Origin of the sequence: Dactylosporangium sp. CS-047395, assembly GCF_050942185.1 — a bacterium.
Lineage (GTDB): Bacteria > Actinomycetota > Actinomycetes > Mycobacteriales > Micromonosporaceae > Dactylosporangium.
In genome coordinates, this window is record NZ_CP192015.1 from 3,676,404 (window position 1) to 3,701,886 (window position 25,483).

Consider the following 25,483-nt stretch of genomic DNA (forward strand, 5'->3'; position numbering starts at 1 on the left):
TGTCACCCCGGGATGATGCCCGGTGGTCCACTATGGACGGTCGCTACGCCGTCGGCGGTGACTGAGACGTCCAGGTCGGTGCCGCCGATGCGCAGGCCCCGGACGCGGTAGGCGCCGACCGGGGACGGTGCGAGGGGCCGCAGCGTGATCCGGCCCGCCGGGACGTCCGCGTCGAGGCCGAGCAGGGCCACCAGCAGGGCCGGGCCGGCGGCGGCGGACCAGGCCTGGGGGCGGCACGAGGCGGGGTAGGCGGTGGCCACGGCGTCACCGCCGTACAGCTCGGGCAGCCGGAACTCGAACCGCTCCCCGGCCGCCAGCAGCGCCCGCACCAGCTCCGCGGCGACCGTGCGGTGGCCGTCGCGGACGAGGCCGAGCAGGGCGATCGCCGTGTCGTGGGGCCAGACCGATCCCAGGTGATAGGACAGGATGTTGTACCCCGCTGAGCCCGGCGACACCGTCCGCACCCCGAAGGGCGAGGCGAGGGCCGCGACGTGTTCGGCCACCAGCAGGCTCTCGTCGGGGTTGAGCAGTCCCGTGCCGAGCAGGTGGCCCATGTTGGACGCCACGCTGTCCACCTGCGCGCCCGTGCCGTCCAGGGCGATCGCCGGATAGCCGCCGGGGCACCAGAAGGCCTTGCGGAAGCGCTCGGCGAGGTCGGCGGCCCACGCGCGCCAGTGCGCGGCACCGGGGCGGTCGAAGGCGTCGAGCAGGGCGGCGCCGTCCAGCGCGGCGCGGTACGCGTACGCCTGCACCTCGCTCAGCGCCAGCGGACCCGAGGCGATGCGGCCGTCGGCGTGCTGGACGCCGTCGCCGGAGTCCTTCCAGCCGTGGTTGGTCAGGCCCTTGCCGTTCGCCCGGTACGCGATGAAGCCCTCGTGCCCCGCCAGCCAGTCCAGCGCCCGCTCGACGTTGGGCAGCAGCTCCCGCACCTCGGCGGCGGGCATGCCCCAGCGCCAGGCGTCGGCGAGGGTGCTCACCCAGAGCGCGGTCGCGTCGACGGTGCCGTAGTAGACGGGCGGCAGATGGTAGGAGGCGTCGGGCGGGCGAACCTCGTGCAGGATCTTGCCGGGCTCCTCGTCGGTGTCGGGGTCGTGCCGCTCGCCCTGGCGTCGGGCCAGGGCGCGCAGGGTGCCGGCCGCGACCTCGGTGCCCATCGGCAGCGCCAGGCGGGCCGCCCACAGCGAGTCGCGCCCGAACAGCGTCAGGTACCAGGGGCTGCCGGCGGTGTAGTACACGTCGGGGCCGTCGGTGCGGCGCAGCGCCTCGAGGTCCTCGACCCCGGTGCGCACGAGCGCGTCGAGTCTGCGATCGTCGGCCACCACCTCCAAAGCGCTCCGGAAATCGACACCGACGGCACCGTCCACATCGGACCGGGTGAACGTGAGCCGGGCCGTCCACCGCTGCCGAGGCGGAAGCGTCACGTCCCACCGTAGTCCGGGCCCGTCCGGAGCCGGCGCACTGTCCACAACGACGGTCATGCCGTCCGGAGACGTCACCGAACCGCCGAGCTCGACTGTGGACAACGCATCGGTGCGGCCGTCCTTGACGGCGCCCATCCGGGCGAAGTCGGTCGCCGCGCGCACCACGACGGCGACGGTCAGCGTCACGTGCGAGGCGTTGGCCAGCACCAGGGTCTCGGTCCCGCCCCGCGGTCCGGCCTCGCGGCGGCGGGTCAGCGTCACCGTCGGGTCGGGGCCGGGATCGCCGAGCTCGCGGATCACCGCGGTGAACTCGGCCGCGGCCGCACCGTCGCGCCGGGCGCCGATCGGGACGGGGACGTGGCCGGCCACGGTGACGGCGAGCCTCGACAGGGCGCGACGGTCCTCGACGTACAGGCCGTCGGGGTCGGCGGCGAGCTCGCCGGACGGCCCGGACAGCCAGGTCGCGGGCGCGGCGACGCACGTGACGTGCTCATGCAGGTACGGCTGGCGCATGCCGCCTCCTCTTGAGAACTCGGGGAGCGGGATCTTGACGACTCGAGGAGCGAGCGCTTGACAACTCGGGGAGCGGGTGAGACGGTGCCGACATCCGGTGTTGAACGTTCAAACGCCCGGCTTCGGCGGATTTGAACGTTCAACACGACGCACCATACGACATCCGGGAGCGATTGTGCAGCCCACCGTCGAGGACGTGGCCAGGGTGGCCGGGGTCTCCCGGCAGACCGTGTCCAACGTGCTCAACGCGCCCGAGCGGGTCCGGCCGGAGACGCGCGCACGGGTCGAGGCGGCCATCGCCCAGCTCGGGTACCGCCCCAACCGCCTCGCCCAGGGCCTGCGCGCCTCGTCGTCGCGGATGATCGGGTACCGCCTCGAGCCGGTCCATCCGCACGCGCTCGGCAGCATCCACGACCGCTTCCTGCACGCCCTCGCCGACGCCGGCCGCGCCGAGGACCACCACCTGCTGCTCTACACCGCCGACGACGCCGAGGGCGAGGTCACCGGGGCCGTCGCGCTCTACAAGGCCGGCGCCATCGACGCGCTCGTGCTCTACGGGCTGTCCCCGGGCGACCCGCGACCGCCGGCCTTGCGGGCGCACGGAGTGCCGTTCGCGGCGTTCGGGCGCACCGGCGACGACGACGGCCATCCCTGGATCGACGTCGACAACTCGGCCGGCACCACCGCCGCGACCAGGCACCTCGCCGAGAGCGGGCATCGGCGGATCGCCTTCGTGGGGTACCCCCGCGGCTTCGCGGTTTCCGATCGGCGCGCCGACGGCTGGCGCGAGGCTTGTGCCGCGCTCGGCCTGCCCCTCGGGCCGGATCTGCGCGGCGAGGACTCGCTGGCCACCGGGGCCGCCCTCGGTGCGCGGCTGCTCGACGACCCCGACCCGCCGACCGCCGTCGTCGCGGCCACCGACACCCTCGCCGCCGGCATCCTGCGCACCGTCCGCGCCCGCGGGGCCCGGCTCGCCGTCGTCGGCTTCGACGACAGCCCCACCGCCGCCGCCCTCGACCTGTCCAGCGTCCGGCAGCCCATCGAGGCCGCCGGGCACGCGATGATCGCCGCCCTGCTCAACCCCCCGCCCGCGGACGGCCCGACGCCCGCCCGCCTGCTGCCCCCCGAGCTGATCGTCCGGGGGTCCAGCGTCTCGCCCTGACACCCCCAAGGAGCAACCGATGCGAATGTTGAGACCCGCACTTGCCCTGCTGCTCGCCGGCACGCTCTCGGCCACCGCCGCCTGCGGTGACGACGGCAGCGGCGAACAGGGCGCCGCGTCCGGCGCCAAGCTCACCATGTTCGCCTTCTCGTCCTCCCCGGCCGAGGACGCCGTGCTGCGCAAGGCCATCGACGACTACAACAAACAGGGCAAGAACACCGTCGACCTGAAGGTGCTGCCCGAGTACGACACCGCGCTGACCACCGCGCTCGCGGGCGGCCAGCCGCCGGACGTCTTCTACGTCAACGACAACAAGCTGCCGGACCTGGGCAAGAGCGGCGCCCTGGAGGCGATCGGCGACCAGACCGACAACCCGGGCGACTTCTACGACGCCCTGAAGCAGTCGTTCACCTACCAGGGCACCTACTACTGCGCGCCCAAGGACTTCTCCACCCTGCAGCTGGTCTACAACACCGCCGACTTCCAGGCCGCCGGGCTCAAGCCGCCCACCACCTGGGACGAGCTCGCCACCACCGCGAAGGCGCTGACCAAGCCCGGTCATCCCGGTCTGGTACTGGCACCCGAGTTCTACCGCTGGGGCGCGTTCTTCGCCCAGGCCGGCGCGTGGCCGACCAACGACGACATCAGCAAGATGACGATGGACACGCCGCAGATGAAGACGGCGCTGCAGTACCTCACCGACAACCACAAGGCCGGCTCGTTCGGCACGCCCGCCGCGGTCGGCGCCGGCTGGGGCGGCGAGGCGTTCGGCAAGGGCCTGACCTCGATGACCATCGAGGGCAACTGGATCGTCGGGGCGATGAAGAACGACTTCCCGAACACCAAGTACGCCGTCGCCGAGCTGCCCGCGGGCCCGTCCGGCAAGGGCACCATGTCGTTCTCGGTCTGCTACGGCGTGGCCAAGGCGTCCAAGAGCAAGGCGGCCGCGATCGACCTGGTCAAGTTCCTCACCTCGCCCGACGAGCAGCTCACCATCACCAAGGAGTTCCCGGTGATGCCGTCGCGCAAGTCCCTCGCGGACAAGTGGCTGGCCGACAAGCCGGAGCTCAAGGCGTTCGTCTCCGGCGCCGACTACGCCAAGAAGTCGGTGTTCGTGCCCGGCTTCAGCACCGTCATCGACACGTTCAACGACGGCATCCAGGGCCTGGCGAAGGGCAACAAGTCCGTCGACGACGTGGTGACGAGCACGCAGAAGGCCGGCGGATCGGTGCTCGGCTAATGAGCCGGAACGGCATTCGCGGGCGGCAGGGACTGGCCGGTTGGCTGTTCGTGTCGCCCGCGCTCGTCCTGCTCGGCGTGTTCATGGTGGCGCCGATCCTGCTGGCGCTGTGGGTGAGCTTCCGCGACTGGAGCGGCCTGGCCCCGCTGTCCGCGTCGACCCCCGCCGGCGGGGACAACTACCAGGACCTGCTGACCCACACCGGTGTGGTGCGCGGCGACTTCGCCAAGAGCCTCCGGAACAATGTGTACTACGTGCTCGGCGTCGTGCCCGCCCAGACCTTCCTGGCGCTGGTCCTGGCGATCGTCGTCAACGCCAAGCTGCTGCGCGGGCGCACCTTCTTCCGGGCCGCGTTCTACTTCCCGTCGGTCACCAGCTCGATCGCCGTGGCGTTCATCTTCGTCTTCCTGTTCAGCCCCAGCGGCGTGGTCAACACGGTGCTGTCGGCGCTGCTGCCCGGCAAGGTCGGGCTGGTCTGGCTGGACAACTCCGACGGGCTCATCCATTTGCTGCTGCGCACCGTCGGGGTCGACTCCCCGCCGGGCCCGCTGCGGCACGAGTTCCTCGACCTGTCGTGGTGGGACTGGCTGTCCGGGCCGAGCGTGGCGCTGAGCTCCATCATGATCCTGGCCACCTGGACCACCACCGGCACCTTCATGCTCATGTTCCTCGCCGGGCTGCAGAACATCCCGGTCGAGATCGAGGAGGCGGCCCAGGTCGACGGGGCGACCCGGCGCCAGCTGTTCTGGCGGGTGACCCTGCCGATGCTCAAGCCGACCCTGTTCCTCGTCATCACCCTGGGCCTCATCGGCACCTGGCAGGTGTTCGACCAGGTGTACGCGATGACCTCCGGCGGCCCGCAGAAGACCACCCTGACCCCGGCGTATCTGGTGTACCGCGAGGGCTTCCAGAACTCCGCCATGGGCCGCGCGGCCGCGATCGCCTTCATCGTGTTCGTCATCATTCTCGTCTTCACCGGCCTGCAGCGGCTGGTCCTGCGCAAGGAGCGGTGATGGTACGCCGGGCTCTGCTCACGCTCTTCGCGATCATCTTCATCTATCCGTTCGTGCTCTCGCTGGCCACGTCGTTCAAGTCGCGGCCCGAGGTCGCCGCCCACCCGGTGACCCCGTGGCCGCTCACCTGGGACTTCCGCGCCTGGAACGACGTCCTGCTGCACAGCGACTTTCCCCTGTGGACGTTCAACTCGATCGTGGTGACCGTGGTGGCCACGCTGCTGCGGGTGTTCCTGGACTCCCTGGCCGGCTACGCCCTCGCCCGCCTCGAGTGGCGCGGCCGCGCGATCATCTTCGCGGGCGTCGTGTCGGTCCTCGCGGTGCCCCCGATCGTGCTCACGGTGCCCCGGTTCCTGGTGCTCAAGGAGCTGACGCTGCTCAACTCGTACACCGGGCTGATCCTGCCGCTGGCCGTGGACGCGATGGGCATCTTCCTGATGCGGCAGTTCTTCATGGACCTGCCGCGGGAACTGGAGGAGGCGGCCCGGATCGACGGCGCCTCCATCTTCGGCGCGTACTGGCACATCGTGCTGCCCCTCGCACGCCCGGCGCTGCTGACCCTGACGATCCTGTCGTTCCAAGGCGTGTGGAACGAGTTCCTGCTGCCGCTCATCGTGGTCCGGGCCAGCCCGTCACTGTGGACACTCCCGTTCGGACTGTCCACCTTGGGCCGCGGCGGGGCCGGCGGCCAGAGCTTCGACTATCCGGTGATGATGGCCGGCTCCATCCTCACCATCATCCCGGTGGCCATCGTGTTCATCGTGTTCCAGCGCTTCTTCGTGCGGGGCGTCGCCGCCTCGGGCGTCAAGGGCTGACCCAGGTGGACAGTGCGGCCGTGATGGCGCACAGCCGGGCCGCGGCCTCCCCGTCGCGGTCCGGCGTCCCCTCCTCCAGCCACAGCACGATCCCGTCCACCACCACCGTGAACGAGAGCGCGGCGGTCCAGCGGAGCAGGTCCGCCGGGCCCGATCGCGGAACCCCTCCAGGATCTCGACGAGCGAGGTCAGTTGGTGCGGGCGTGGCATGATCGCGGTCGTGAGCGAATGGACCTACAACGATCGGCCCGCCGGTGCGCGGTTCGTGCCGGAGCGCATCGCCGAACCCGCGCGTTCGGACCTCGAGCGCGAGATCTGGGACTGGATCGTGCGCGGCTACGACGACCCGGCCGAGTTCGTGGAGTACCTGGACGAGGACGAGCGCCACGGCCTGACCGGCGAGGAGGTCTCCGCGGCCTACGAGCGGGCCCTCGACGCCCGCCGCGACCAGCAGCGCGCCTGGGGCCCCGTGCGGAGCAACCTGAACCGCGCCTTCGCCGAACTCAACGCCCGCGGGGTGATCGCCCGCGAGAACTTCAGCTGCTGCGGCACCTGCGCCTCGGCCGAGATCCTCGACGAGCGCGACGAATCCCGGCACTGGCTCGGCTACGTCTGGTACCACCAGCAGGACACCGAGTCCCTGGCCGCCAGCACCGACGGCGCGGTCTACCTCGGCTACGGCGTGTTCCCGCCGGAGGACTTCGACGAGGCCGCCTACGAGCGGCTGACGGACGCCGAGCGCGAGGCGCAGTACCAGCGCGATCTGGAACAGCTCCTCGACGGGCTGGTGTTCCCGGTCCTGCGCGAGCACGGCATGGCCGTCCGGTGGAACCGCCGCCAGTCCACGCGCATCCTGCTCACCGGCGCCCAGTGGTACGCGACGGTCGGCTGAGCACCGCCAGCGCGTCGTCGACCGCTCCCGCCTCGAGGAGCAGCTCGGCCAGGACGGGCGCGACGTAGGGCGCGGTCACGTGCGCCCGCAGCACGGCGACCGCCTCGTCGCGGCGGCCCAGCCCGGTCAGGATGTGGGCCTCGGGGTGAGGTGCGGCCGCAGCCGCGCGATGGTGCCGGAGAGGTAGTCGCGTTCCTCCACGCACGGGACAGTACTGCTCGTGCCGATCCCGTATGGTGCCCGCCATGACGACCGTGGTCGAGCGCCCCGCCTGACATGGCCACCCGCGTCCTGGCGATCTTTCCCGACCTGGACATCGCGGGCATCGAACAGTTTCGCGGCCGCTGGGATCCGCTGGCGGCCGCGGTGCCGGCGCACATCACGATCGCGTTCCCATTCGCCTGGCCCGGGACGGCTCGCTCCGCTCGCCGGCGCGCTGCGGCCGGTGCTCGCCGCGTGCGCGCCATTCCGGGTTGAGCTGACCGAACCGGCGGTGTGGGAGGACGAGTACCTGTTCCTGCTCCTCGGCGCGGGACACGACCAGGTGCGGCGGCTGCACGAGGCGGTGTACGGGCTCGGACTGCCCGGGATGCACCGCCCGGCGCGGTTCGTGCCGCACATGACGATCGGCCGGGCTGGCGGCCTCGCGGCGGCGGGTGAGCTGATCCTGCCGGTCGCCGGGATGGCGCGTGCGCTCACCGTGTACCGCCGCGACGAGGACGGGACGCGCACGCGCGAACTGGACCTGCCTATGCTGGCGCGATGACCTCGCCCCTGCTGGACCGCCTGCACCGGGCGGGGCTGGACGACGTCGTCGCGGTGGAGCCGGTGTCGGGCGGCCTGGCGGCGCAGGCGGCCCTCGCGACCCGCGGCGACGGTTCGACGGTCTTCGTCAAGGCGCTCGACGACCTCCCCGGCGTCTTCGCCACGGAGGCCGAGGGCCTGACCGCCCTGCACGACCTCGGCGGCGTGACCACCCCGGCGGTGCTGCTGGCCGCCGCCGACGTGCTGGTGCTGTCGCCGCTGTCACCGCGCCCGGCGAGCGAGTCGTTCTGGGAGCGCTTCGCCCACATGCTGGCGCGGCTGCACACGTCGACGGTGCATCCGCGGTTCGGCTGGCACCGCGACAACTGGCTGGGTCGGCGCCGGCAGCACAACGCCTGGAACGTTGACGGGTTCGCGTTCTTCGCCGAGCACCGGCTGCTGCGCTGGCTTGCCGAGCCGCGGGTCGAGGCCGCCCTGTCCACCGCCGACCGGGTGGCGGTGGAGCGGCTGTGCGACCGGCTGCCGTCGCTGCTGCCGGCCCGGCCCGCGTGCCTGACGCATGGGGATCTGTGGGCGCAGAACGTGCTGGCCACGGCGGACGGGGCGCCGGCGCTGATCGATCCGGCCGTGTCGTACATGTGGGCGGAGGTCGATCTGGCCCACGTCTGGACCACGGCCCCGCCCCCGGAGGCGGCGCGGTGTTTCGGGGTCTATGCGGAGCTGACCGGGCTCGACGCGGGCTGGGCGGAGCGGATGCCGATCATCCAGCTGCGGCAGCATCTGGCCGTGCTGGCCCAGTACGACGACCTGTGGGGCACCGCCGACCTGGTCCGCGCCACCCTGGTGCCGTTCAGGTCACGCTGATCGGCCGCCGAATCGGCAGCCGCTCGAGCCGCTGCGTCGCGCCCAGCACGTGGCGCTTGGCGACGTTCGTGAAGGCGAGCCGGGCGGCCTCCATCCGCTCCGCCGCCGCCAGCCATGCCGTCTCGTCCGCCATCTCGGCCCGATCGATGCGGTCGCTGCACTCCCAGAACGCGGCGTCCACGTCACCCGCCGCCTCGACGACGGCCGGCTCGGCGACCAGGCTGATCCGCGCGAGGGCCTCGTTCCAGGCCACCCAGTCGACCCGGCCCGCGTCCTTCCACTGACCCCGCAGGGCGAGGTGCACCCGCGTCGACTCGACGACGACGGCGATGCAGGCCTCGATCTGCTGTCCGCGCGCCCACTGGCGGCGCTGCACGCGGGCGGTCAGGAGGCCGCCCATGGCCACGCCGACCAGGGCGGACGCGCTGGAGATGAGCGCGGGCCACAACACCGACGACATACCGACCCTCCACCGCGTTTGCCGAACTGACGACCAATCATCGGCGCCATGGACAGCGTCCGTGCCGGCGTCCGAACGGTCAACGCCTGGCCCGCAGCGCCAGGTCGTCCGCGGATCGGGCCGCGGCGTGGAAGGGCACGGCCCTACGACAGGAAGTCCAGCAGCGCCGGCATGTAGGCCGGGGAGCGCAAGGTCGTCAGGTGGTCGCCGCTCACCACCCGCCACCGTGCCCCCGGGATCGCCGCCGCCAGGTCCTGCGGCCGGACGGCCAGGGGGTCGTCCGCGCCGACCAGGACGAGGGTCGGGGCGGTGATGGCGTGCAGGGCGATCGGCGTACGGTTCGCCGCGTGCACCTGTGCCGTCAGGGCCAGGCGGTCGGCGCCCAGCGCGTCGGCGAGCTGGCGGAAGCCCGCCGCCGGTGAGGATTCGATGGCGGTGCGGGACTCGGTGAGCAGGACCGCGGCCACCTCCGGCGGGGGCAGGGCGCGGGTGTCCAGGCCGCCCAGTTCGGCCAGGCCGGCCCCGACGCCCGACAGGACCAGGCGGCGGACGCGGCGGTCCTGGGCGGCGAAGATGGCCGCGACCACGCCGCCCATCGAGTAGCCGACCAGGTCCAGTTCGCGGATGCGGAGGTGGTCGAGGAGCTGGGTGAGGTCGCGGGCCATGCGCTGCTCGCCGTACGCCGCGGTGTCGTGCGGTTTGCCCGAGGCGCCGTGGCCGCGGGCGTCCGGGGCGATGACCTCGCGGCCGGCGGCGAGCAGGGCGGCCACCACGCCCGGGGACTGGAAGTTGGTCAGGGCGTCGACGATGAAGCCGTGGTGCAGCACGACCGGCGGGAGGCCGGCGGTGGCGGCGCCCCAGCGGTGGAAGGCGATGCTGATCCCGTCGGAGGTGCGGAACCGCTCCATGCCGGTGGAGGTTAGTGCAGTCGCGATGCAAATTGAAGCTGGCGGGGAAAAACTTCCAGCGTTAGTTTAGAGCGCATGAGCGCGACCTTGTCCCTCGCCGCGGTGTTGGCCGAGTCGGCCCGCCGGTACCCGCAGAAGATCGCCGTGGTCGACGGGGAGCAGCGGGTGAGCTATGACGATCTCTGGCGGCAGGCGCGGTCCTGCGCGGCCGCCCTTCGGGAGCTCGGGGTGGCGCCCGGCGATCGGGTCGCGCTGCAGATTCCCAATGTGGTGGATTTTCCGCGGGTGTACTTCGGGGTGCTCGCCCTGGGTGCCGTCGTGGTACCCGTACACCTGCTGCTGACCGCTGACGAGGCGGCCTACACGCTCAAGGACAGCGGGGCCCGGCTGCTGGTGTGCCACCCGAGCCAGGCGGCGATGGGGGCGGCGGCGGCCGAGATCGCCGGCATTCCGGTCGTCGCGCCCGGCGAACTGCTGGGCGCGGAGCCGGTGCGCTCGTACGCCTCGTGCGCACCGGAGGACCCCGCGGTCGTGCTGTACACAAGCGGTACAACCGGGGAACCGAAAGGCGCGGTGCTGACCCACCTCAACCTGGTCATGAACACGATGGTCAACGTGTTCGACGCGAACGACGCGCGCTCGTCGGACGTGGTGCTGGGCTGCCTGCCGCTGTTCCACACCTTCGGGCAGACGGTCGGCATGAACGGGGCGTTCCGGCTGGGCGCGACGCTTGTGATGCTGGCCCGGTTCACCGGCGAGGCCGCGCTGGACCTCATGGTGCGCGAGAAAGTCACCGTCTTCCACGGGGTGCCGACGATGTACGTCGCGCTGCTCGCCGCCGCGGCCGGGCGCTCCGATCTGCCGCAGTTGCGCCTGTGCATCTCGGGCGGGGCCGCGCTGCCGCTGCCGGTGCTGGAGAAGTTCAACGCCGCCTTCGCCACGAGCATTTTCGAGGGGTACGGCCTGTCCGAGACCTCGCCCACCGCCACCACCAACCAGCCGCATTTCGGGACCCGCGCCGGTACCGTCGGGCATGCCGTCTGGGGCGTCGAGGTGGAGGTCGCGCGGCCCGAGATCGAGGAGCGGATCGAGCTGCTGCCCCCGGGTGAGCTGGGCGAGATCGTGATCCGCGGGCACAACGTCTTCGCCGGCTATCTCAACCGGCCGGCCGACACCGGGCAGGCCGTGGTGGACGGCTGGTTCCGCTCCGGCGACCTGGGCACGAAGACCGAGGACGGCTTCGTGACGATCGTCGACCGCAAGAAGGACCTCGTCATCCGGGGTGGCTTCAACGTGTACCCGCGGGAGGTCGAGGAGGCGCTCGCCCGTCACCCCGGTGTCGTGCAGGTGGCGGTGATCGGGGTGCCGGACGACGTGCACGGCGAGGAGATCTGTGCGGTGGTGGTGCGGGATCAGGAGGTACCGCTGACGGAACAGGAACTCATGGACTGGTCCCGGGACCGTCTGGGCCGCCACAAGTATCCGCGGCAGGTCCGCTTCGTCGATGCGCTGCCCCTCGGCCCGAGCCACAAGGTGCTCAAGCGCGAGCTGCGGCGGCGCTTCGCCGTGTAACTTGTGCCGAATGGGTAAGGGCAGGGCGCGGGCGATCGTGCTGTACGGGGAGCCGGTGCTGCACGCACCGTGCGCCGAGGTGACCACGTTCGACCGCGAGCTGGCGAAGCTGGTCGACGACATGACCGCCTCGATGCGGGCGGCCGACGGGGTCGGACTCGCCGCGAACCAGATCGGCGTGCCGCTGCGGGTGTTCGTGTACGACTGCCCGGACGCCGAGGGCGAGCAGCACACCGGGCACATCGTGAACCCGGTGCTCAAGGTGCCCGGCCGCCGCCCGGCGACGACCAAGGACACCGAGGGCTGCCTGTCCGTCCCCGGCCCGCACACCGAGTTCCGCCGCTCCGCCACGGCCACGGTCACCGGCTTCGACGTCGAGGGCAACCCGCTCACCGTGCGGGGCACCGGCTACTTCGCCCGCTGCCTGCAGCACGAGCTCGACCACCTCGACGGCGTCGTGTACGTCGACCTGCTGTCATCCCGCCGCCGCCGGAAAATCCTCGACGAGGCCGGCTTGGGTGACGTCGGGTAACGTCGGGCCATGGTCACCCTGGACGACGTGGCGGCGATCGCGCTCGCCCTGCCCGAGTCCGTCGAGTCCCTCGCCAAGCGCGGCGGCACGCGGGTCTGGACGGTCGGCGGCAAGTCGTTCGCCTGGGAACGACCGTTCAGTAAGGCGGACCTCAAGCGCTTCGGCGACACCCCGCCGCCGGAGGGCCCGATCGTGGCCATTACCTGCGCCGACCTCGGCGAGAAGGAGGCGGTGCTGGCCGAGCACCGCCCGGGCTTCTTCACGATCCCCCATTTCGACGGGTACGCCGCGGTGCTCGTCGCCCTGCCGGCAGTACACCTGGAGGCCCTGCGGGAGTCCCTTGTGGACGGCTGGCTGGCCCGCGCCCCGCGCCCCCTCGCCGACGCCTATCTCGCCGGACGCTGACGCGCGAACTGTTTCCCCCGGCCGGTCACCGGGTAGCGGCAGTGCATGGTGGACATCGATTCGCGCACGGCTCGGGCATATGCGCGCAAGGCACCCGACGAGCGGCCGCTGCGGGGGTACGCCACCGTGCTCGGCGCGTTCGCCGGCGCCGCCGGGGTCGTGGCCGGGGTGGCCCGGCTCATGGGGCGCGAGCTGCCCACCCGCCCCGCGGCCGGGGACGTGGCGCTGATGGCGCTGGCCACGCACAAGATCTCGCGGCTGATCACCAAGGACGCGGTCACCAGCCCGTTGCGGGCACCGTTCACCCAGTTCGAGGCGGCGGCGGGGGAGTCCGAACTCAACGAGAGCCCCCGTGGGCACGGGGCGCGGCACGCCGTGGGGGAGCTGCTGACCTGCCCGTTCTGCACCGGCGTGTGGGTCGCGGGCGGGCTGGCGGCCGGGATGGTCTTCGCGCCGCGGCTCACCCGCTTCGGGATGGGCGTGGCGGCCGCGCTGGCCGGGTCCGACTTCCTGCACCTCGCCTACGATGCGGCCAAGAAGCAGGCGTCCGCCGACTAGGCTGCGGGGCATGGACCTGACCATCATCAGCACGTACCGTGTGCGCGTCGATGCGTACGGCGAGTTCCAGGAGCTGCTGGGCCGGCACTGGCCCGTCCTGCGCGAGCTGGAGCTGGTGACGAACCGGCCGCCGCAGTACTTCGCGGGCTCGCCCGACATCGACGGCGGCGTGCCGGTCGTGGAGATCTTCGAGTGGGCGAGCGAGCAGGCCGCCGCGCACGCGCACGAGCACCCCGCGGTCGGGGAGATCTGGCAGCGGATGGCCACCATGTGGGCGGGCGGGGCGGCGCCGGTGCGCACCCACCTGGCGGTGCACCCGCTCCAGGTCGCGGGCTAGCCCACCACTGACCGGTCGGCGGATGCATTCCGTTTGCCGGGATGCAAATATCTTGGCGTGCGTGCTGCTCATCGACTCCCGGTCCTGGTCGCGGTCCTGTTTCTGAGCGCCTGCGGGGGCGGTGAGCCGGCCGCGCCGTCCCGGGAGAGCGTCCCGCCGACCACCGTGCCGGCCGGGCCGCCGCCCACGACGACGGCCGCCTCGCTCGGCACGAAGACGCTCAAGACCGTGACGGTCACCGAGCCCAACCCGTACGGCAACTTCGAGTGGTCCGACAACTCGCCGGACTACCAGCCGGGCAACGCCGGCAACGCGGTGAAGTTCAAGTACTGGGACTGCCAGAAGACCGACGTGTTCAACAACGTCGTGTTCCGCATCGAGGTCGGCACCGGCGGCAGCAACGGCTACCTCGACGGGCACGACGAGATGGACCGCAACCCGGTCGAGGCCACCACCCCGACCGGCGAGGGCCTGATCCACATCTGGGGCACCGGGCCGGAGGGGACGAACCACTACCCGGTCGAGGTGCTCAGCGAGGGCCACTGCAAGTTCCAGCTCGACTTCGTCACCCAGGGCGAGGGCGGCGGGGCGGACGCGCGGACGCCGGTGTGGCGCCAGGACGGGCACGGCAACGACAACCTCGACACGCCGGCGCTCAAGACGCCGTGGCAGCTGGCGTGGGGGTACCGGTGCCCGTCCGCCGGCAGCTTCGCGGTCGCCGACGACAAGCTCGGCGGGCGGCACATCGTGGACGAGCACGGCAGCGACGACAGCGGCGTGTTCGAACAGGGCGGCAGCGCCGGCGCGCGCACCCTCACCGTCGTCACCGGGGACGACTGCACGTGGACACTGGCGATCTATGAGTAAGTAGACTTCGACGCGTGGCGATCCGGCTCGGCATCGACTTCGGGACCTCCAGCACCGTCGCCGTGCTCGCCCTGCCCGGCCGGGAGCCGCGGCCGCTGCTCTTCGACGGCTCGCCCCTGCTGCCCTCGGCCGTCGGCGTCGACGCCACCGGGCGGCTCGTGGTCGGGCGGGACGCGCTGCACGTGGCGGTGGCGGCGCCGGGCTCGGTCGAGCGGTACCCGAAACGGTGCGTCGACGACGGCACCGTCCTGCTCGGCGACGCCGAGTTCCCGGTCGCGGAGCTGTTCGGGGCGGTCCTGGGCCGGGTCGTCGACGAGGCCACCCGCGCCGCCGGCGAGCCGCCCGCCGAGGTCGTCGTCACGCATCCGGCCGCGTGGGGGAGCGAGCGGCGGGCCGTGCTCCGGCAGGCGCTGGCTCCCATAGGTGTACTGCTCGTGCCCGAACCGGTCGCCGCCGCGTACCACCTCACCGGCGTCGCGGCGGACCGGCTGGCGGACGGCGGTACGACCGTGGTGTACGACTTCGGGGCCGGCACCTTCGACGCGACCGCCGTGCGCCGCACCGGGGACACGTTCACCGTCCTGGCGACGCAGGGGCGACCGGACTCGGGCGGGCTCGACATCGACGCCGCGATCGTGGCCCATCTGCGCGCCGCCGTGCCGGACCCGGACGGCTGGGCCCGGCTGGACGCCCCGGAGTCGGTGGCCGACCGGCGCGCGCGGGCACAACTGTGGGACAACGTGCGCGGCGGCAAGGAGGCGCTGACCCGCACCGCGCGGACGATCGTGCACGTGCCGGGGGTCGATGTGGACGTACCACTGGGGCGGGAGGAACTCGACTCGCTCGCCGGGCCCGTCCTGGCCCGCTCGGTCGACACGACCCGGGCGGTGCTGCGCGAGGCCGGCGCGGCGCCGAGCACGATCCTGCTCGTCGGCGGGGCGAGCCGGATGCCGGCGGTGTCGGCCGCGCTGCACCGGGCCTTCGGCGTCGAGCCGCTGATCCTGGACCAGCCGGAGCTCGCCGTGGCGGAGGGCAGCCTGCGCGCGGTGTCCACGGTGGACACCTCCGGTGACTGGCCCGCCGCGGTGCCGCTGCCCGCGCTCGCGCCGGGCCGCCCGCGGCGCACCCGGCTGCTGGTCGCCGGCATTGCCGGGCTCGTGGTGGCCGCCGCCGTGGCCGCGGCCGCGCTGGCCCGGGAGCCCTCGACGCCCACGGCCGCGCCGTCGCCCTCGGTCCCGGCGGGATCAGCGTCGCCGTCCGGGTCGCCGGCGCCCAGCTACCCGCCGGAGATCGAGCCGTGCCTGCTCGGGCGGTGGCGGGCCACGGCGAATGCGGTGACCGGGCTGATCGACAGCACGCCGGTGCAGTACCGCGGGGCCGGCGGCCAGGTGCACGAGTTCCGCGCCGACGGCACGCTGGTGGTCGACTACGACCAGGCGCAGCCCAACACCGGCTACTACCTCGGCTCCACCTGGGTCGATGTCCAGCGCGGCCAGGTCACCATGCACTGGGGCGTCAAGAACGGGCAGATCACCTGGTCGGTGCTGTCCTCGACGGCCACCGGGCGCCTCACGCGCGACGGGAAGTTCAACGCCGGCGGCCCCTCGACGATCGAACTCGAGCCGGCGACGTTCGTGTGCGGGCCCGGCAAGCTGATCCTGAACAGCACCCTGGGCAACTGGTCGACCGAGTCCCAGCGCATCGGCTGACGATCATCGGCCCGCCACCGCGCCCAGCAGGCACACTCCGGCGAGGCAGACGCCCCAGGCGAGGAACGACGCCAACGATCCCGCCGCGATCGGATGCATTTTTTTCAACAGCGGCAGTTGTACCGGCAGTGCCACGACCGCACTCGCCAGCGCGAACGGCACCATGAACTTGAGCACCTGATCCGCTCCGGGGACGAGGTCGCCGCATTCCATCGGGTCGTCGCAGGGCTTGACCAGCTGATCCTCGACGTTGACGAAGAAGCTGCTCCCGAACAGGACCGCGCCGAGCGCGATCGGCAGCCCGACCGCGGCGACCTGCCAGACCGCGATCGTCACCAGGCCCTGGATCCGCCGCCGGCGATCGTCGTCCTCGCTGGTCCGGGTGCCGGCTTCGATCATTGGCGGCGCAGCGTCTCGGACGGGGCCTGCCCGAACACGGCGTGGTAGTGCGCGGTGAAACGGCTGTGGCTGGCGAAGCCCCAGCGGGAGGCGACCGCCCCGACCGTCGTCGCCGCCGGGTCCGCGTCGAGCAGGTCGCGGTGGGCGTGCTCAAGCCGGACCCGCCGCAGGTACGCGCCCGGCGTCGTGTCCAGGTGGCGACGGAACGCGAGCTGGAGCGTGCGGATGGTGACGTGCGCGGCGCTCGCCACGTCGCCCGGGCTGATGTCCCGGTGCGCGTTCGCGTCGATGAACGCGACGGCCCGGCGCAGCGTCACCGGGTGGGCGTCGTGGCGGTCCTCGATCGTCGGCTCGTGGCTGACGTTGCTCGGGAACGTGGCCAGGGCCGTGGCCAGCAGCAGCCGCGCCGCGTTGCCGGCCAGCAGCGGCTCGCGGGCGGCCTGGGTGCCGGCGACGTGGTCGCGCACGTAGTCGTACGTGGTGCCCCAGAGCCGGGCCGCCTGCGCCGAGACCGGGTGGAAGCCGGTGAACCGGAACGGCAGGGCGGAGTGCGCCGGGCCGGTGTCGGCCACCTGGGCCAGCAGCGGCGGATCGATGACCGCGAACTCCAGGTCGACGTCGATGTTGATCGACTGGTACGGCACGTCCGGCTGGGACAGCAGGAAGATGTCCCCGGGTTCGTTGTCGGACTCGCCGGCGTGGCTGCGGTACGAGAAGGATCCCCCGATGACGCGGCCCATGGTCACCACGCCGATCGGATCGGCGTCGACGTGGAAGCGCATCGTGAACGTGTTGTGGTGCAGCTCCAGCGGGCCCACCGCGTGCCGCGCAACCCGGCACCGGTGCCGCCGCTCGCCGGACACGGTGAAGCGCATCGCGCCGTAGGTCGACACGAGCATCTGGTGCGCGGCGTCGACATCGGTGGTCTCGAAGAGCGTCGTCATGCTCACACCCGCAGCGTCCGGCTCGGCGGCTGACCGTAGAGCGCACGGTACTCCGCGGCGAAGCGCCCCGGGTTGGCGAACCCCCACCGCCGCGCCGTCTCACGCACCGTCACCCCGTCGCCCGGACCGGCCGCCCGCAGCTCGCGGTGCACCCGTTCCAGACGGACCCGGCGGAGGTACTCCATGGGCGTGCACCCCAGATGCCGCCGGAACGCGACCTGCAGCCCCCGCGACCCGACCCCGGCCGCGGTGGCGATCTCGGCCACGGTCAGCGGCCGCTCGGGGTTGCCCTCCATGAACTCGACCGCCCGGCGCACCACCGCCGGCGCGACCCGCCCGTCGTTCGGCGTCCGCGCCACGGTCATCGTGGTGTTCGGGAAGACGCTCAGCAACGTCGCCGCCCCGAGCCGCCGCAGATGCTCGGCCAGCAGCGGCGGCAACTCGACCCCGGGCGTGGTGAGCTGGCGGCACAGGTACCCGGCGGCGCCGGCCCAGTACCGCCGCATCGCCTCCGACACCGGCATGGTCCCCTCGAAACGCAGGTCGGCGGCGGGCAGACCGGTCTCGGCCTCGGCCAGCTCCGCCACGTACGGCAGCGGCAGACTCACCGCGCCGAGCGCCGAGCGGCCGTACTCGCCGACGAAGGGGTGACCCACCGGGAACAGCATGCCGTCGTCGGGGCCCAAAGCGAAGTCCCGCCCCCGGACACGCACGGCGATTTCCCCCGCCTCGATGACACCGGCCAGCAGATACCCGACCGGCTCGGAGGCCGCCGAGTAGCTCACCCCGCCCAGCCGCAGCCGCAACGCACCCAGCTCACCGTGCTCCCGCGACCGCATCGACAGATCCACGTCGTGCACGTCGTCGAACGTGATGCGAGCACGATGGGTCACGATGTGGTTCAGCGCCTCCGCGATGACCTCACGCTCACGCGTACGGATCTCCAACAGACCGGGCTGACCTGCGGTCGACTCCACGGACCACCTCCAGATCACCGGGACGTTACCCGCTCAGTGACATTATTGTCCGGAAAACGCACCTTCGTTTCCAAGCTAAGCGACCCGGCGATCCTTCGCTCCTGCCGGTAGTGAGCACCACGCGAACTTGGCCACGCTGTATCCCACCGCCGAGCCGCCGACCACGCGGCCCACCGCGCGGGCAGGCCCTTCGGTGCGCACAACGAGGTGGGGGCGACATGGCGACGGGCGACGACAAGGCCGGCTGGATCACCACGCGCAACCGCCCGCAGTCCCGCACCGTCCTGGTCGTCGCCGGCGGCCGCCTGGAGCGCCTGAACCGCCCACAGCTGGCCGCCGCACTTCGCACAGCCATCGAAGGAGATTACGATTCCGTCGAGGTGGACATCGACCACGCCACGCTGATCGACCCGGCCATCCTGCGCGCCCTGCTGGACGCCCGCGACCTGGCCGCCGAGTACGGCCGCGGCTTCCGCGTCCGCCACCCGAGGGGCCTCCCGGCACGCATCCTGGACGCCACCGGGACCCGCCACGCCCTGTGCGACCCAACCCCAACCCAGGCCCGCGGCCTCCTCGACCACTGACCTTCGCTGCAGGGCTGAATTACTGATTATCGGATTACCGGTATTCGATAATGCGCGGCCGCCCCGTCGACCGGGTTGCTGCTGGCTGCGATCACCGCCCTGGGCGTCACAACGGTCGCGGTCCAGATCCTGACCCCCGCGCGGGCGATCTGGCCTCCGGAACCCGAGCGCAGCCACGTGGTCGGCACGGTGGCATCGGGCATCCCGACCGGCATCCCGGCCTCGCGCACCGTGAGCGGCCTGACCGCAGGCTTGGCCGACCCACCGCGAGGCGAATCCACGGCGAGGCGAAACAAACCACGGCGAGGCGAAACGAACCACGGCGAGGCGAAGCGGCCACAGTGACGGCGGGGCGGCGACGGCGACGGCGGGGCGGCGACGGCGACGGCGGGGCGGCGACGGCGACGGCGGGGCGGCGACGGCGACGGCGGGGCGGCGACGGCGACAGCGGGGCGGCGCGGCCACGGCGACGGCGGGGCGGCGCGGCCACGGCGACGGCGGGGCGGCGACGGCCACGGCGGGGCGGCGACGGCGGCGCGGCCACGGCGGGGCGGCACGGCGACGGCGCGGCGAAACGAACCACGCGAGGCGGCGCGGCCACGGCGAGGAGGGGCGGCCACGGCGAGGCGAAACGAACTACGTGAGGCGGCGCGCCCACGGCGACGGCGAGGCGGAACGAATCACGGCCAGGCGGCGAGGCGGTGGGGCCACGGCGAGGCGGTGGGCCACGGCGGCGACGGCGGCGCGGCGAGTCAGCTCGGCGGCGGCGGGGCCGGGCGGGGCGACCACGGCGGGGCGAGGCGGCGACGGCCACGGCGAGGCGAGGCGGCGACGGCCACGGCGAGGCGGGGCGGCGACGGCCACGGCGAGGCGGGGCGGCGACGGCCACGGCGAGGCGGGGCGGCGACGGCCACGGCGAGGCGAATCCACGGCGAGGCGAAGCGGCGGCAAGGGCGAAGCGGCCGCCGTGGCCGCGCCGCCCCTGAACTCGAGCGCAGCCACGTGGTCGGCACGGTGGCATCGGGAGTCCCGACCGGCATCCCGGCCTCGCGCACCGTGAGCGGCCTGACCGCGGGCTTGGCCGACCCACCGCCAGGCGAATTCACGGCGAGGCGAAACGAACCACGGCGAGGCGAAGCGGCCACAGCGACGGAGGGGGCGGCGACGGCGGGGCGGCGTCGGCGGGGCGGCGTCGGCGGGGCGGCGTCGGCGGCGCGGCGTCGGCGGGGCGGCACGGCGGCGGGGCGGCACGGCGGCGGGGCGGCACGGCGACGGCGAGGCGAAACGAACCACGTGAGGCCGCGCGGCCACGGCGAGGCGGAGCGGCCACGGCGAGGCGAAACGAACCACATGAGGCCGCGCGGCCACGGCGAGGCGAAACGAACCACGTGAGGCGGAACAAATAGCGGCGCGGCGGAACGGCGACGGCGAGGCGGAACGAACCACGGCGAGGCGGCGCGTCCACGGCGACGGCGAGAGGCAACGGCGACGGCGGGGCGGCGCGGCCATGGCGGGGCGGCGCGGCCATGGCGGGGCGGCGCGGCCATGGCGGGGCGGCGCGGCCATGGCGGCGCGGCGCGGCCATGGCGGCGCGGCGACGGCGGCGCGGCCGCGGCGGGGCGGCGACAGGCGGCGCGGCGACGGCCACGGCGAGGCAGCACGGACACGGCGGGCGGAACGGCCACGGCGAGCCGGAACGAAGCACGGCGAGCCGGAATGGCCACGGCCAGGGGAAACAGACCGCGGCGAGCGGGACACGGCGACGGCGAGAGGCAACGATGACGGCGAGGCGGCACGAACCACGGCGAGGGAGACACAGCGACGGCGAGGGGGAACGGACCACGGCGAGGCGGAACGAACGACGGTGAGGCGGGATGGAACGGAGCGGAACGGGGGTGGGCGAATCCACCGCGAGGCGAATCCTCCGCGAGGCGAAGCGGCGGCAAGCCGTAGTTCAGCGGCGCCCGCGCCCAGCCGCGCGGCGCCCCACCGACGCACCACTCAGCGCCGCCCACCCCCCTCCGCGCGGCGACCCACCCGCGCAGCAGTCAGCAGCGCTCCAACCGTCAAGAAGGCTGCACCGTCAAGCAAAACGGCTTCCCAGCCGGATCCAGGAAAACCCGGAAGAACCGGCCCGCACTAGCCTGCCTGACCGCGCCCAAAGCCACTACAGCCGCCTCCCCCGCGTCCAGGTCGTCGACCTCGATGTCCAAGTGGAACTGCTGCGGCTGGGACGGATCCGGCCAGCGAGGGGCGCGGTACTCCGGCACCTGCTGGAAGAGGATCGGCTGGGCGCCGTCCTCCCCGATCATCGACGCGCCCTCCCCGTCGTAGGTCAGCGGCTTGCCCAGGACCGCGGAGTAGAACAGGGCCAGCTCCCGCGCGTCCGGGCAGTCCAGCATCACGCCCATCAACGACACGCCGGCCGTGTCCGGGGACAGGCACAGGTCGAACGGGTGCCCCGCCGGGTCGGCCAGCGTGTGCCAGGCCTCGTTGCGCCGCAGTACCCGCGCGCCCAGGGACACGGCCTGCTCGGTGCGGGCCTCCAGGTCCGCCACCCGCAGGTCCAGGTGGGCCTGCTGCGGCAGCGACTGTCCCGGCCAGTCCGGCGGGCGGTGGTCCGGCGCCTCCTGGAACGCGACCCGCCAGCCGTCCGGTGTGCCCAGCGTGATCCAGTCGTCCTCCGCGCTGAGCTCGGACCAGCCGGCCAGTGCCTGGTAGAACGCCGCCAATCCCGTGATGTCGGCCGCGTCCAGGACGACCATCTCCAGCTTGCCGATCATGTCCCTCTCCCTTCCGCCCCACATCATGCCCCCGAGGTACGACAAAAAAGCGTTGCCGTTAGCCATCGCCGGGTTGGGGAAACCTGAGGGTCATGGCCCGTGACACCACCGACACGCAGCAGGACCTGGCGGCGCTCGACGAGCTCGTGGCGGAGCCGTGTGAGGCGGCCGGGGACCCGCAGACGCCGGGGCCGTCCGCGCCCAGTGTGACCAGAGCGGTTCCGCCGCGGTGTCCGACGCGCACCCGGCTGTACCGCGACGGTGAGCTGCTCGACGAGGGGTTTCCGGCCGAGCAGCTCTCGGACCGGCTGGCCAAGGACGAGCACTGCGTGGTGTGGCTCGACCTGTACGATCCCGACCAGGCCGACCTGCAGATCGTCGTCGACGAGTTCGGGCTGCACCCGCTGGCGGTCGAGGACGCGATCACCTCGCACCAGCGCGCGAAGGTGGATCGCTACCGGTCGCACCTGTTCGCCAACATGTACGCGGTCGGCGTCGACGAGACCGGGACCACACTCACGTCCGGCGAGATCGCGGTGTTCATCACGCCCCGGGCGCTGGTCACGGTGCGCAAGGACGAATTCGACATCGACACCCTGATCGCCCGGTGGGACCTGAACGCCGATCTCGTCGATGCCGGAAACCAGATCAGCGCCCTCGTGTACGGCCTGATCGACGTCGTCGTCGATGGGCACTACCACGCCGTGGAACAACTGGACGACGCCGTCGACGAGCTGCAGACCCACCTGTTCCAGGCCCAGACCGACGTCGACGTGCGCCGCCGGGCCTACGAGCTCGGGGCCAGTCTCGCCGCCCTGCGCCGGGTCGTGGCGCCCATGCAGGAGGTGGTCAGCCGGCTCTCCCGGGCCGACAGCCACCTGCGCGACGAGACCCTGACGCCGTACTACCAGGACGTCTACGACCACGCCCTGCGCACCGTGGAGTCCGTCGACGCCGCCCGCGACCGCGTGGACCGGATCGCCGACACGCAGCTCAACGAGCAGGCGGCCGAGCTCAACGAGATCACCAAGCGGCTGGCCGCCTGGGCCGCGATCATCGCCGTGCCGACCGCGGTCACCGGGTTCTACGGGCAGAACATCCCGTACCCGGGCTTCGGCCGGACCGGCGGCTTCGTCACCAGCTGCGTGATCATGCTCGGCCTGGGCGCGCTGCTCTACTGGTACCTGCGCAAGAACCGCTGGCTGTGAGCGGCCCCACAAGAGGCGGAACTTGCGGTGATCATGGATCATCGAGGTCGTGTTCTGGGTGATCGGTGCGGCGGTCCTCGCCGGTGCGGGATTCGCCGCCGCCTACGTTCCGCGGGCCCGGGCCGCCGCCCGCGCCCGCGCGCTGGCCTGGGCCGACGCCCGGATCGCGATCGACGTCGCCGTGGTCGGCCGGGACGCCGCCGACCGGGACGTGCCGGCCGCCGGCGAACTGCTCGCCCGGGCCGAGTCGATCGCGGCCGGGCGCGGCGGCATCGAGGCGGCCCACGAGGCGGCCCGGTGCGCCCGCGAGGCCGACCGGCTGTGGCGGGAGCACGCATGATCGAACGGATCCGCCGGTACGCCCAGCCGGCCCGCTGGGTCCTGCTCGCGATCGCCGCGCTGAGCGTCACCGGGTTCCTCGTCGCGCAGCGGCAGAGCGCCGACGTGACGTACGGGCAGTCGCCGCCCACCGCCAAGCTCGCCGAGGGCTCGGCCGGCGAGCTCTCCGACGCCACGCTGCCCTCGGTCGAGGACATGCGGGCCCGGGTGGCGGCCGACCCGATCGTCCGGCTGCCCGGCGCGATCGCGCAGTGGGACGAGGCCGCGGTCCGCGCGGCGGCGGGCGGGCGGGACGTGCGGATCATCGTCGCCCCGCCCGGGCTCAGCGAGGACCAGCAGCAGGAGGTCCGCGAGGTCGACAACGCCGACATCCGGGTCATGGGCACCGAGGTGACCGGCGGGCTGTACCAGGCCAGCTCCAGCCTGCTCGGCGAGTGGCGCGCGCAGTTCGCCCGCGACGACGTCACCGCGCAGCTCGTGGCGCTCGTGCACGGCATCGACGACACCGAGGGCCCGGCGCCGTCGACCGACGGGCAGTGGCGCGAGCCGACCGCGGCCGAGCTCGACCCGATCGTGGCGGCGCTGCGCTCCACCGGGCGGTACGGCAACGTCAGCCCGACACCGGACGCCCTGCGCGCCGCGTTCGGCACCGACGACGCGCTCGTCGCCGCGCTGCCGGCCCAGGCCCGCGACGCCGCCGCCCCCGACTACGGCCCGGCCCTGGCCCGCGCCTTCCCCGACCGGCCGCTCGTGCTCATGCTCGGCAACTGGATCGAGTACCACGGGCCGCACGAGTCCGAGTTCGCCGACATCGCCGCGGCCGGGTTCTACGCCCGCTTCGACGAGCGGATCAGCACGTACGCGTACCCGCAGGACAACATCCTCTACGCGTACCTGGGCTGGGTCGCCGACGTGCGGTACTCGGGCGTGTTCGACCGCCCGCTGCCGTACCGCCCCTTCGATCCCCTGCGGGTGGCGCTTCCGGCGCTGCCGTGGCTGTTCGGCCTGTGCGTGGCCGGCTTCCTGGTGCTGTCGGCGACGAGCCTGGCCCCGCAGCGGACCCGGCGCGGCACCGCCCCGGCCGCCCGGCTCGCCGCGCTGAGCTCCCTCGCGGTCGAGGTCTCGGGGCTCACCGGCAAGGGCTCGGACCCGGATCTGACCCGGGCCGTCAAGCGGCTCGGCGGGGTCCGCGAGCTGCTGGCCGGCAACGCGCCCGACCTCGCGCTCGACCTCGAGCTCGACAAGGCCGAGCAGGACCTGGACCGGGTCGGGCAGGCGGTCGGCGTGCCCGGCTACCGCCCGGCCGAATACCTGCGGGGGCTGCTGCGATGAAACAACCGAGCGTCTTCAACGTCGCGGTCGTGGCCTGCCTGATCTTCGCGGGCTGGGCGGCGTGGAGCGGCGGCATCCTGGACGGCAAGGTGGCCCGGCAGGTGCGGGCGCACTCGGTGTACGCCGATCCCGGCACCGGACTCGACGTCGCCGCGGCCGAACGGGTCATCGGCAACCGGCGCCTGGTCGTCATCCTGCTGCGCCCCGGCGCCGACCTGCGCGACGCGTGCCACGACGTGGACCGCGCCGCCGCCGGCACCCTGGTGCTGGCGATGAGCCGCAAGGAGGACGGCTTCGACAAGTACGGCTGCTCGCGGCTGCCCGGCGCCGGCGACGAGCACTTCGGCGCCGCCGCGGTGGCCGAGACCACCATCGGCGACGGCATCGCCCCGTTCGCCGACCGGCCCCTCGACGCGATCAAGGTGGTCGCGGTCAACTACGACAAACTCGTCAAGGCCGACATGGTACCGGCCGACGCGCGCACCATCAGCCCGTCGCTGCCGCGCTACCTGGCGGCGATCGCGGCCGTGCTCGCGGTGCTCATCGGCTCGGCGGTGGTGTACTACGGCGCCCGCCGCGCGGGACGGGTCACCGCCGCCCGCCGGGAGGAGCGCGACAAGGTCGCCGACAGCCGCACGATCCTGTCCGCCACCCTGGCCGGGGTCGCCCAGAAGATCATCGACTCCGACGGGCGCAGCCAGAAGGACCGCTCGGTCGCCGCCGACTACGCCCGCCTCGTCGAGGACGTCGCCGCCGCCGACCGCCGCGGTAACAAGGACTGGAGCCGGCTGGCCCGCCGCGCCGAACGCCTCGGCACGAGGCTGGCGCGCTAACAGCGCCACACCGAGCACGCACGCCCGAAACGGGCCCGAAATCGCGCGGCC

Annotated in this window: 28 protein-coding genes; 20 read left to right on the forward strand and 8 right to left on the reverse strand. The window is 73.0% G+C overall.

What is annotated here, in order from left to right; translation table 11 throughout:
- Positions 1 to 2: 2 nt before the first annotated feature.
- On the reverse strand, positions 3 to 1,934 hold the full coding sequence (locus ACQP00_RS17265) for a glycogen debranching N-terminal domain-containing protein (RefSeq protein ID WP_433220182.1): 1,932 nt from the start codon (positions 1,932 to 1,934) through the stop codon (positions 3 to 5).
- Positions 1,935 to 2,109: 175 nt separating this feature from the next.
- On the opposite strand from ACQP00_RS17265, the gene ACQP00_RS17270 reads away from it, so the two are divergent.
- From ACQP00_RS17270 to ACQP00_RS17290, 5 genes are all read left to right on the forward strand, one after another.
- Positions 2,110 to 3,096, forward strand: coding sequence for a LacI family DNA-binding transcriptional regulator (locus ACQP00_RS17270; protein WP_433220184.1), 987 nt, complete (start codon positions 2,110 to 2,112; stop codon positions 3,094 to 3,096).
- Between the two features lie 19 nt (positions 3,097 to 3,115).
- Positions 3,116 to 4,336: an extracellular solute-binding protein gene (locus ACQP00_RS17275; RefSeq protein WP_433220185.1), complete on the forward strand. Its 1,221-nt coding sequence runs from the start codon at positions 3,116 to 3,118 to the stop codon at positions 4,334 to 4,336.
- Entirely contained in the window at positions 4,336 to 5,349 is a 1,014-nt protein-coding gene (locus ACQP00_RS17280; protein ID WP_433220187.1) for a carbohydrate ABC transporter permease, read from the forward strand. Before ACQP00_RS17275 ends, ACQP00_RS17280 begins: the two co-directional genes overlap by 1 nt.
- Positions 5,349 to 6,164: a carbohydrate ABC transporter permease gene (locus ACQP00_RS17285; RefSeq protein WP_433220189.1), complete on the forward strand. Its 816-nt coding sequence runs from the start codon at positions 5,349 to 5,351 to the stop codon at positions 6,162 to 6,164. The genes ACQP00_RS17280 and ACQP00_RS17285 overlap by 1 nt, the downstream gene beginning before the upstream one ends.
- A gap of 220 nt (positions 6,165 to 6,384) precedes the next feature.
- Positions 6,385 to 7,056 (forward strand): DUF6891 domain-containing protein, encoded by a 672-nt coding sequence (locus ACQP00_RS17290; protein ID WP_433220191.1) that lies wholly within the window; start codon positions 6,385 to 6,387, stop codon positions 7,054 to 7,056.
- On the opposite strand, the gene ACQP00_RS17295 is transcribed toward ACQP00_RS17290, so the two are convergent.
- Complete coding sequence (locus ACQP00_RS17295) at positions 7,022 to 7,303, reverse strand: hypothetical protein (protein ID WP_433220193.1); 282 nt, start codon at positions 7,301 to 7,303, stop codon at positions 7,022 to 7,024. The genes ACQP00_RS17290 and ACQP00_RS17295 overlap by 35 nt on opposite strands.
- 29 nt (positions 7,304 to 7,332) lie before the next feature.
- On the opposite strand from ACQP00_RS17295, the gene ACQP00_RS17300 reads away from it, so the two are divergent.
- Genes ACQP00_RS17300 through ACQP00_RS17310 form a run of 3 tightly spaced genes read left to right on the forward strand, consistent with a single transcriptional unit; the run spans position 7,333 to position 8,685 of the window.
- Complete coding sequence (locus ACQP00_RS17300) at positions 7,333 to 7,533, forward strand: hypothetical protein (protein WP_433220195.1); 201 nt, start codon at positions 7,333 to 7,335, stop codon at positions 7,531 to 7,533.
- Positions 7,502 to 7,822, forward strand: a complete 321-nt coding sequence (locus ACQP00_RS17305; protein ID WP_433220197.1) for a 2'-5' RNA ligase family protein — start codon at positions 7,502 to 7,504, stop codon at positions 7,820 to 7,822. The genes ACQP00_RS17300 and ACQP00_RS17305 overlap by 32 nt, the downstream gene beginning before the upstream one ends.
- Positions 7,819 to 8,685, forward strand: coding sequence for a fructosamine kinase family protein (locus ACQP00_RS17310; RefSeq protein WP_433220199.1), 867 nt, complete (start codon positions 7,819 to 7,821; stop codon positions 8,683 to 8,685). Before ACQP00_RS17305 ends, ACQP00_RS17310 begins: the two co-directional genes overlap by 4 nt.
- Here the strand turns inward: ACQP00_RS17310 and ACQP00_RS17315 are convergent.
- Together ACQP00_RS17315 and ACQP00_RS17320 are read right to left on the reverse strand one after the other, a co-directional pair.
- Complete coding sequence (locus ACQP00_RS17315) at positions 8,672 to 9,145, reverse strand: hypothetical protein (RefSeq protein ID WP_433220200.1); 474 nt, start codon at positions 9,143 to 9,145, stop codon at positions 8,672 to 8,674. The two genes, ACQP00_RS17310 and ACQP00_RS17315, sit on opposite strands and share 14 nt — an antisense overlap.
- Before the next feature lie 143 nt (positions 9,146 to 9,288).
- Positions 9,289 to 10,053 carry an alpha/beta fold hydrolase gene (locus ACQP00_RS17320; protein ID WP_433220202.1) on the reverse strand — a complete coding sequence of 255 codons (765 nt, stop codon included), beginning with the start codon at positions 10,051 to 10,053 and terminating at the stop codon, positions 9,289 to 9,291.
- A 75-nt stretch (positions 10,054 to 10,128) separates the two neighbouring features.
- On the opposite strand from ACQP00_RS17320, the gene ACQP00_RS17325 reads away from it, so the two are divergent.
- The 7 genes from ACQP00_RS17325 to ACQP00_RS17355 are packed head-to-tail and all read left to right on the forward strand — an operon-like array spanning position 10,129 to position 16,033.
- The gene (locus ACQP00_RS17325) at positions 10,129 to 11,625 is read left to right on the forward strand and encodes a long-chain-fatty-acid--CoA ligase (protein ID WP_433220204.1); all 1,497 of its coding nucleotides are present in this window, start codon (positions 10,129 to 10,131) and stop codon (positions 11,623 to 11,625) included.
- A 10-nt stretch (positions 11,626 to 11,635) separates the two neighbouring features.
- Positions 11,636 to 12,157, forward strand: a complete 522-nt coding sequence (gene def, locus ACQP00_RS17330; RefSeq protein WP_433220206.1) for a peptide deformylase — start codon at positions 11,636 to 11,638, stop codon at positions 12,155 to 12,157.
- 9 nt (positions 12,158 to 12,166) lie between these two features.
- A complete protein-coding gene (locus ACQP00_RS17335; RefSeq protein ID WP_433220208.1) occupies positions 12,167 to 12,562 on the forward strand; it encodes an MmcQ/YjbR family DNA-binding protein in 396 nt (131 codons plus the stop codon).
- 45 nt (positions 12,563 to 12,607) lie between these two features.
- Positions 12,608 to 13,120 (forward strand): DUF1360 domain-containing protein, encoded by a 513-nt coding sequence (locus ACQP00_RS17340; RefSeq protein WP_433220210.1) that lies wholly within the window; start codon positions 12,608 to 12,610, stop codon positions 13,118 to 13,120.
- Between the two features lie 10 nt (positions 13,121 to 13,130).
- Positions 13,131 to 13,457, forward strand: coding sequence for a hypothetical protein (locus ACQP00_RS17345; RefSeq protein WP_433220212.1), 327 nt, complete (start codon positions 13,131 to 13,133; stop codon positions 13,455 to 13,457).
- Between the two features lie 57 nt (positions 13,458 to 13,514).
- Positions 13,515 to 14,324, forward strand: coding sequence for a hypothetical protein (locus tag ACQP00_RS17350; protein ID WP_433220214.1), 810 nt, complete (start codon positions 13,515 to 13,517; stop codon positions 14,322 to 14,324).
- A 14-nt stretch (positions 14,325 to 14,338) separates the two neighbouring features.
- Positions 14,339 to 16,033, forward strand: coding sequence for an Hsp70 family protein (locus tag ACQP00_RS17355; RefSeq protein ID WP_433220216.1), 1,695 nt, complete (start codon positions 14,339 to 14,341; stop codon positions 16,031 to 16,033).
- A 3-nt stretch (positions 16,034 to 16,036) separates the two neighbouring features.
- Here the strand turns inward: ACQP00_RS17355 and ACQP00_RS17360 are convergent, their stop codons facing one another.
- From ACQP00_RS17360 to ACQP00_RS17370, 3 genes are read right to left on the reverse strand one after another with little or no spacing between them, the layout of a single operon-like run.
- Complete coding sequence (locus tag ACQP00_RS17360) at positions 16,037 to 16,432, reverse strand: hypothetical protein (protein WP_433220218.1); 396 nt, start codon at positions 16,430 to 16,432, stop codon at positions 16,037 to 16,039.
- Complete coding sequence (locus ACQP00_RS17365) at positions 16,429 to 17,376, reverse strand: helix-turn-helix transcriptional regulator (protein ID WP_433220220.1); 948 nt, start codon at positions 17,374 to 17,376, stop codon at positions 16,429 to 16,431. The genes ACQP00_RS17360 and ACQP00_RS17365 overlap by 4 nt, the downstream gene beginning before the upstream one ends.
- 2 nt (positions 17,377 to 17,378) lie before the next feature.
- A complete protein-coding gene (locus tag ACQP00_RS17370; protein WP_433220222.1) occupies positions 17,379 to 18,353 on the reverse strand; it encodes an AraC family transcriptional regulator in 975 nt (324 codons plus the stop codon).
- Positions 18,354 to 18,571: 218 nt separating this feature from the next.
- Between ACQP00_RS17370 and ACQP00_RS17375 the strand changes: the two genes are divergently transcribed.
- Positions 18,572 to 18,937 (forward strand): STAS domain-containing protein, encoded by a 366-nt coding sequence (locus ACQP00_RS17375; protein WP_433220224.1) that lies wholly within the window; start codon positions 18,572 to 18,574, stop codon positions 18,935 to 18,937.
- A gap of 2,066 nt (positions 18,938 to 21,003) precedes the next feature.
- Here the strand turns inward: ACQP00_RS17375 and ACQP00_RS17380 are convergent.
- Complete coding sequence (locus ACQP00_RS17380; protein WP_433220226.1) at positions 21,004 to 21,720, reverse strand: VOC family protein; 717 nt, start codon at positions 21,718 to 21,720, stop codon at positions 21,004 to 21,006.
- Positions 21,721 to 21,812: 92 nt separating this feature from the next.
- Here ACQP00_RS17380 and ACQP00_RS17385 point away from each other — a divergent pair, with 92 nt between their 5' ends.
- From ACQP00_RS17385 to ACQP00_RS17400, 4 genes are read left to right on the forward strand one after another with little or no spacing between them, the layout of a single operon-like run.
- The gene (locus tag ACQP00_RS17385) at positions 21,813 to 22,928 is read left to right on the forward strand and encodes a magnesium transporter CorA family protein (protein WP_433220228.1); all 1,116 of its coding nucleotides are present in this window, start codon (positions 21,813 to 21,815) and stop codon (positions 22,926 to 22,928) included.
- A 49-nt stretch (positions 22,929 to 22,977) separates the two neighbouring features.
- Positions 22,978 to 23,268, forward strand: coding sequence for a DUF6403 family protein (locus ACQP00_RS17390; RefSeq protein ID WP_433220230.1), 291 nt, complete (start codon positions 22,978 to 22,980; stop codon positions 23,266 to 23,268).
- Positions 23,265 to 24,599 carry a hypothetical protein gene (locus tag ACQP00_RS17395; protein ID WP_433220232.1) on the forward strand — a complete coding sequence of 445 codons (1,335 nt, stop codon included), beginning with the start codon at positions 23,265 to 23,267 and terminating at the stop codon, positions 24,597 to 24,599. Before ACQP00_RS17390 ends, ACQP00_RS17395 begins: the two co-directional genes overlap by 4 nt.
- Positions 24,596 to 25,432 carry a hypothetical protein gene (locus tag ACQP00_RS17400; protein WP_433220234.1) on the forward strand — a complete coding sequence of 279 codons (837 nt, stop codon included), beginning with the start codon at positions 24,596 to 24,598 and terminating at the stop codon, positions 25,430 to 25,432. Before ACQP00_RS17395 ends, ACQP00_RS17400 begins: the two co-directional genes overlap by 4 nt.
- The last annotated feature ends 51 nt before the right edge of the window (positions 25,433 to 25,483 follow it).

What these genes read in the sequence shown, in the direction of transcription:
- ACQP00_RS17295 (WP_433220193.1), bottom strand. Translation starts at nt 7,303, where the DNA reads ATGGCGGGCACCATACGGGATCGGCACGAGCAGTACTGTCCCGTGCGT.
- ACQP00_RS17325 (WP_433220204.1), top strand. Translation starts at nt 10,129, where the DNA reads ATGAGCGCGACCTTGTCCCTCGCCGCGGTGTTGGCCGAGTCGGCCCGC.
- ACQP00_RS17315 (WP_433220200.1), bottom strand. Translation starts at nt 9,145, where the DNA reads ATGTCGTCGGTGTTGTGGCCCGCGCTCATCTCCAGCGCGTCCGCCCTG.
- ACQP00_RS17375 (WP_433220224.1), top strand. Translation starts at nt 18,572, where the DNA reads ATGGCGACGGGCGACGACAAGGCCGGCTGGATCACCACGCGCAACCGC.
- ACQP00_RS17265 (WP_433220182.1), bottom strand. Translation starts at nt 1,934, where the DNA reads ATGCGCCAGCCGTACCTGCATGAGCACGTCACGTGCGTCGCCGCGCCC.
- ACQP00_RS17340 (WP_433220210.1), top strand. Translation starts at nt 12,608, where the DNA reads ATGGTGGACATCGATTCGCGCACGGCTCGGGCATATGCGCGCAAGGCA.
- ACQP00_RS17365 (WP_433220220.1), bottom strand. Translation starts at nt 17,376, where the DNA reads ATGACGACGCTCTTCGAGACCACCGATGTCGACGCCGCGCACCAGATG.
- ACQP00_RS17360 (WP_433220218.1), bottom strand. Translation starts at nt 16,432, where the DNA reads ATGATCGAAGCCGGCACCCGGACCAGCGAGGACGACGATCGCCGGCGG.
- ACQP00_RS17300 (WP_433220195.1), top strand. Translation starts at nt 7,333, where the DNA reads ATGGCCACCCGCGTCCTGGCGATCTTTCCCGACCTGGACATCGCGGGC.
- ACQP00_RS17385 (WP_433220228.1), top strand. Translation starts at nt 21,813, where the DNA reads ATGGCCCGTGACACCACCGACACGCAGCAGGACCTGGCGGCGCTCGAC.
- ACQP00_RS17275 (WP_433220185.1), top strand. Translation starts at nt 3,116, where the DNA reads ATGCGAATGTTGAGACCCGCACTTGCCCTGCTGCTCGCCGGCACGCTC.
- ACQP00_RS17380 (WP_433220226.1), bottom strand. Translation starts at nt 21,720, where the DNA reads ATGATCGGCAAGCTGGAGATGGTCGTCCTGGACGCGGCCGACATCACG.
- ACQP00_RS17320 (WP_433220202.1), bottom strand. Translation starts at nt 10,053, where the DNA reads ATGGAGCGGTTCCGCACCTCCGACGGGATCAGCATCGCCTTCCACCGC.
- ACQP00_RS17285 (WP_433220189.1), top strand. Translation starts at nt 5,349, where the DNA reads ATGGTACGCCGGGCTCTGCTCACGCTCTTCGCGATCATCTTCATCTAT.
- ACQP00_RS17400 (WP_433220234.1), top strand. Translation starts at nt 24,596, where the DNA reads ATGAAACAACCGAGCGTCTTCAACGTCGCGGTCGTGGCCTGCCTGATC.
- ACQP00_RS17395 (WP_433220232.1), top strand. Translation starts at nt 23,265, where the DNA reads ATGATCGAACGGATCCGCCGGTACGCCCAGCCGGCCCGCTGGGTCCTG.
- ACQP00_RS17335 (WP_433220208.1), top strand. Translation starts at nt 12,167, where the DNA reads ATGGTCACCCTGGACGACGTGGCGGCGATCGCGCTCGCCCTGCCCGAG.
- ACQP00_RS17280 (WP_433220187.1), top strand. Translation starts at nt 4,336, where the DNA reads ATGAGCCGGAACGGCATTCGCGGGCGGCAGGGACTGGCCGGTTGGCTG.
- ACQP00_RS17310 (WP_433220199.1), top strand. Translation starts at nt 7,819, where the DNA reads ATGACCTCGCCCCTGCTGGACCGCCTGCACCGGGCGGGGCTGGACGAC.
- ACQP00_RS17345 (WP_433220212.1), top strand. Translation starts at nt 13,131, where the DNA reads ATGGACCTGACCATCATCAGCACGTACCGTGTGCGCGTCGATGCGTAC.
- def (WP_433220206.1), top strand. Translation starts at nt 11,636, where the DNA reads ATGGGTAAGGGCAGGGCGCGGGCGATCGTGCTGTACGGGGAGCCGGTG.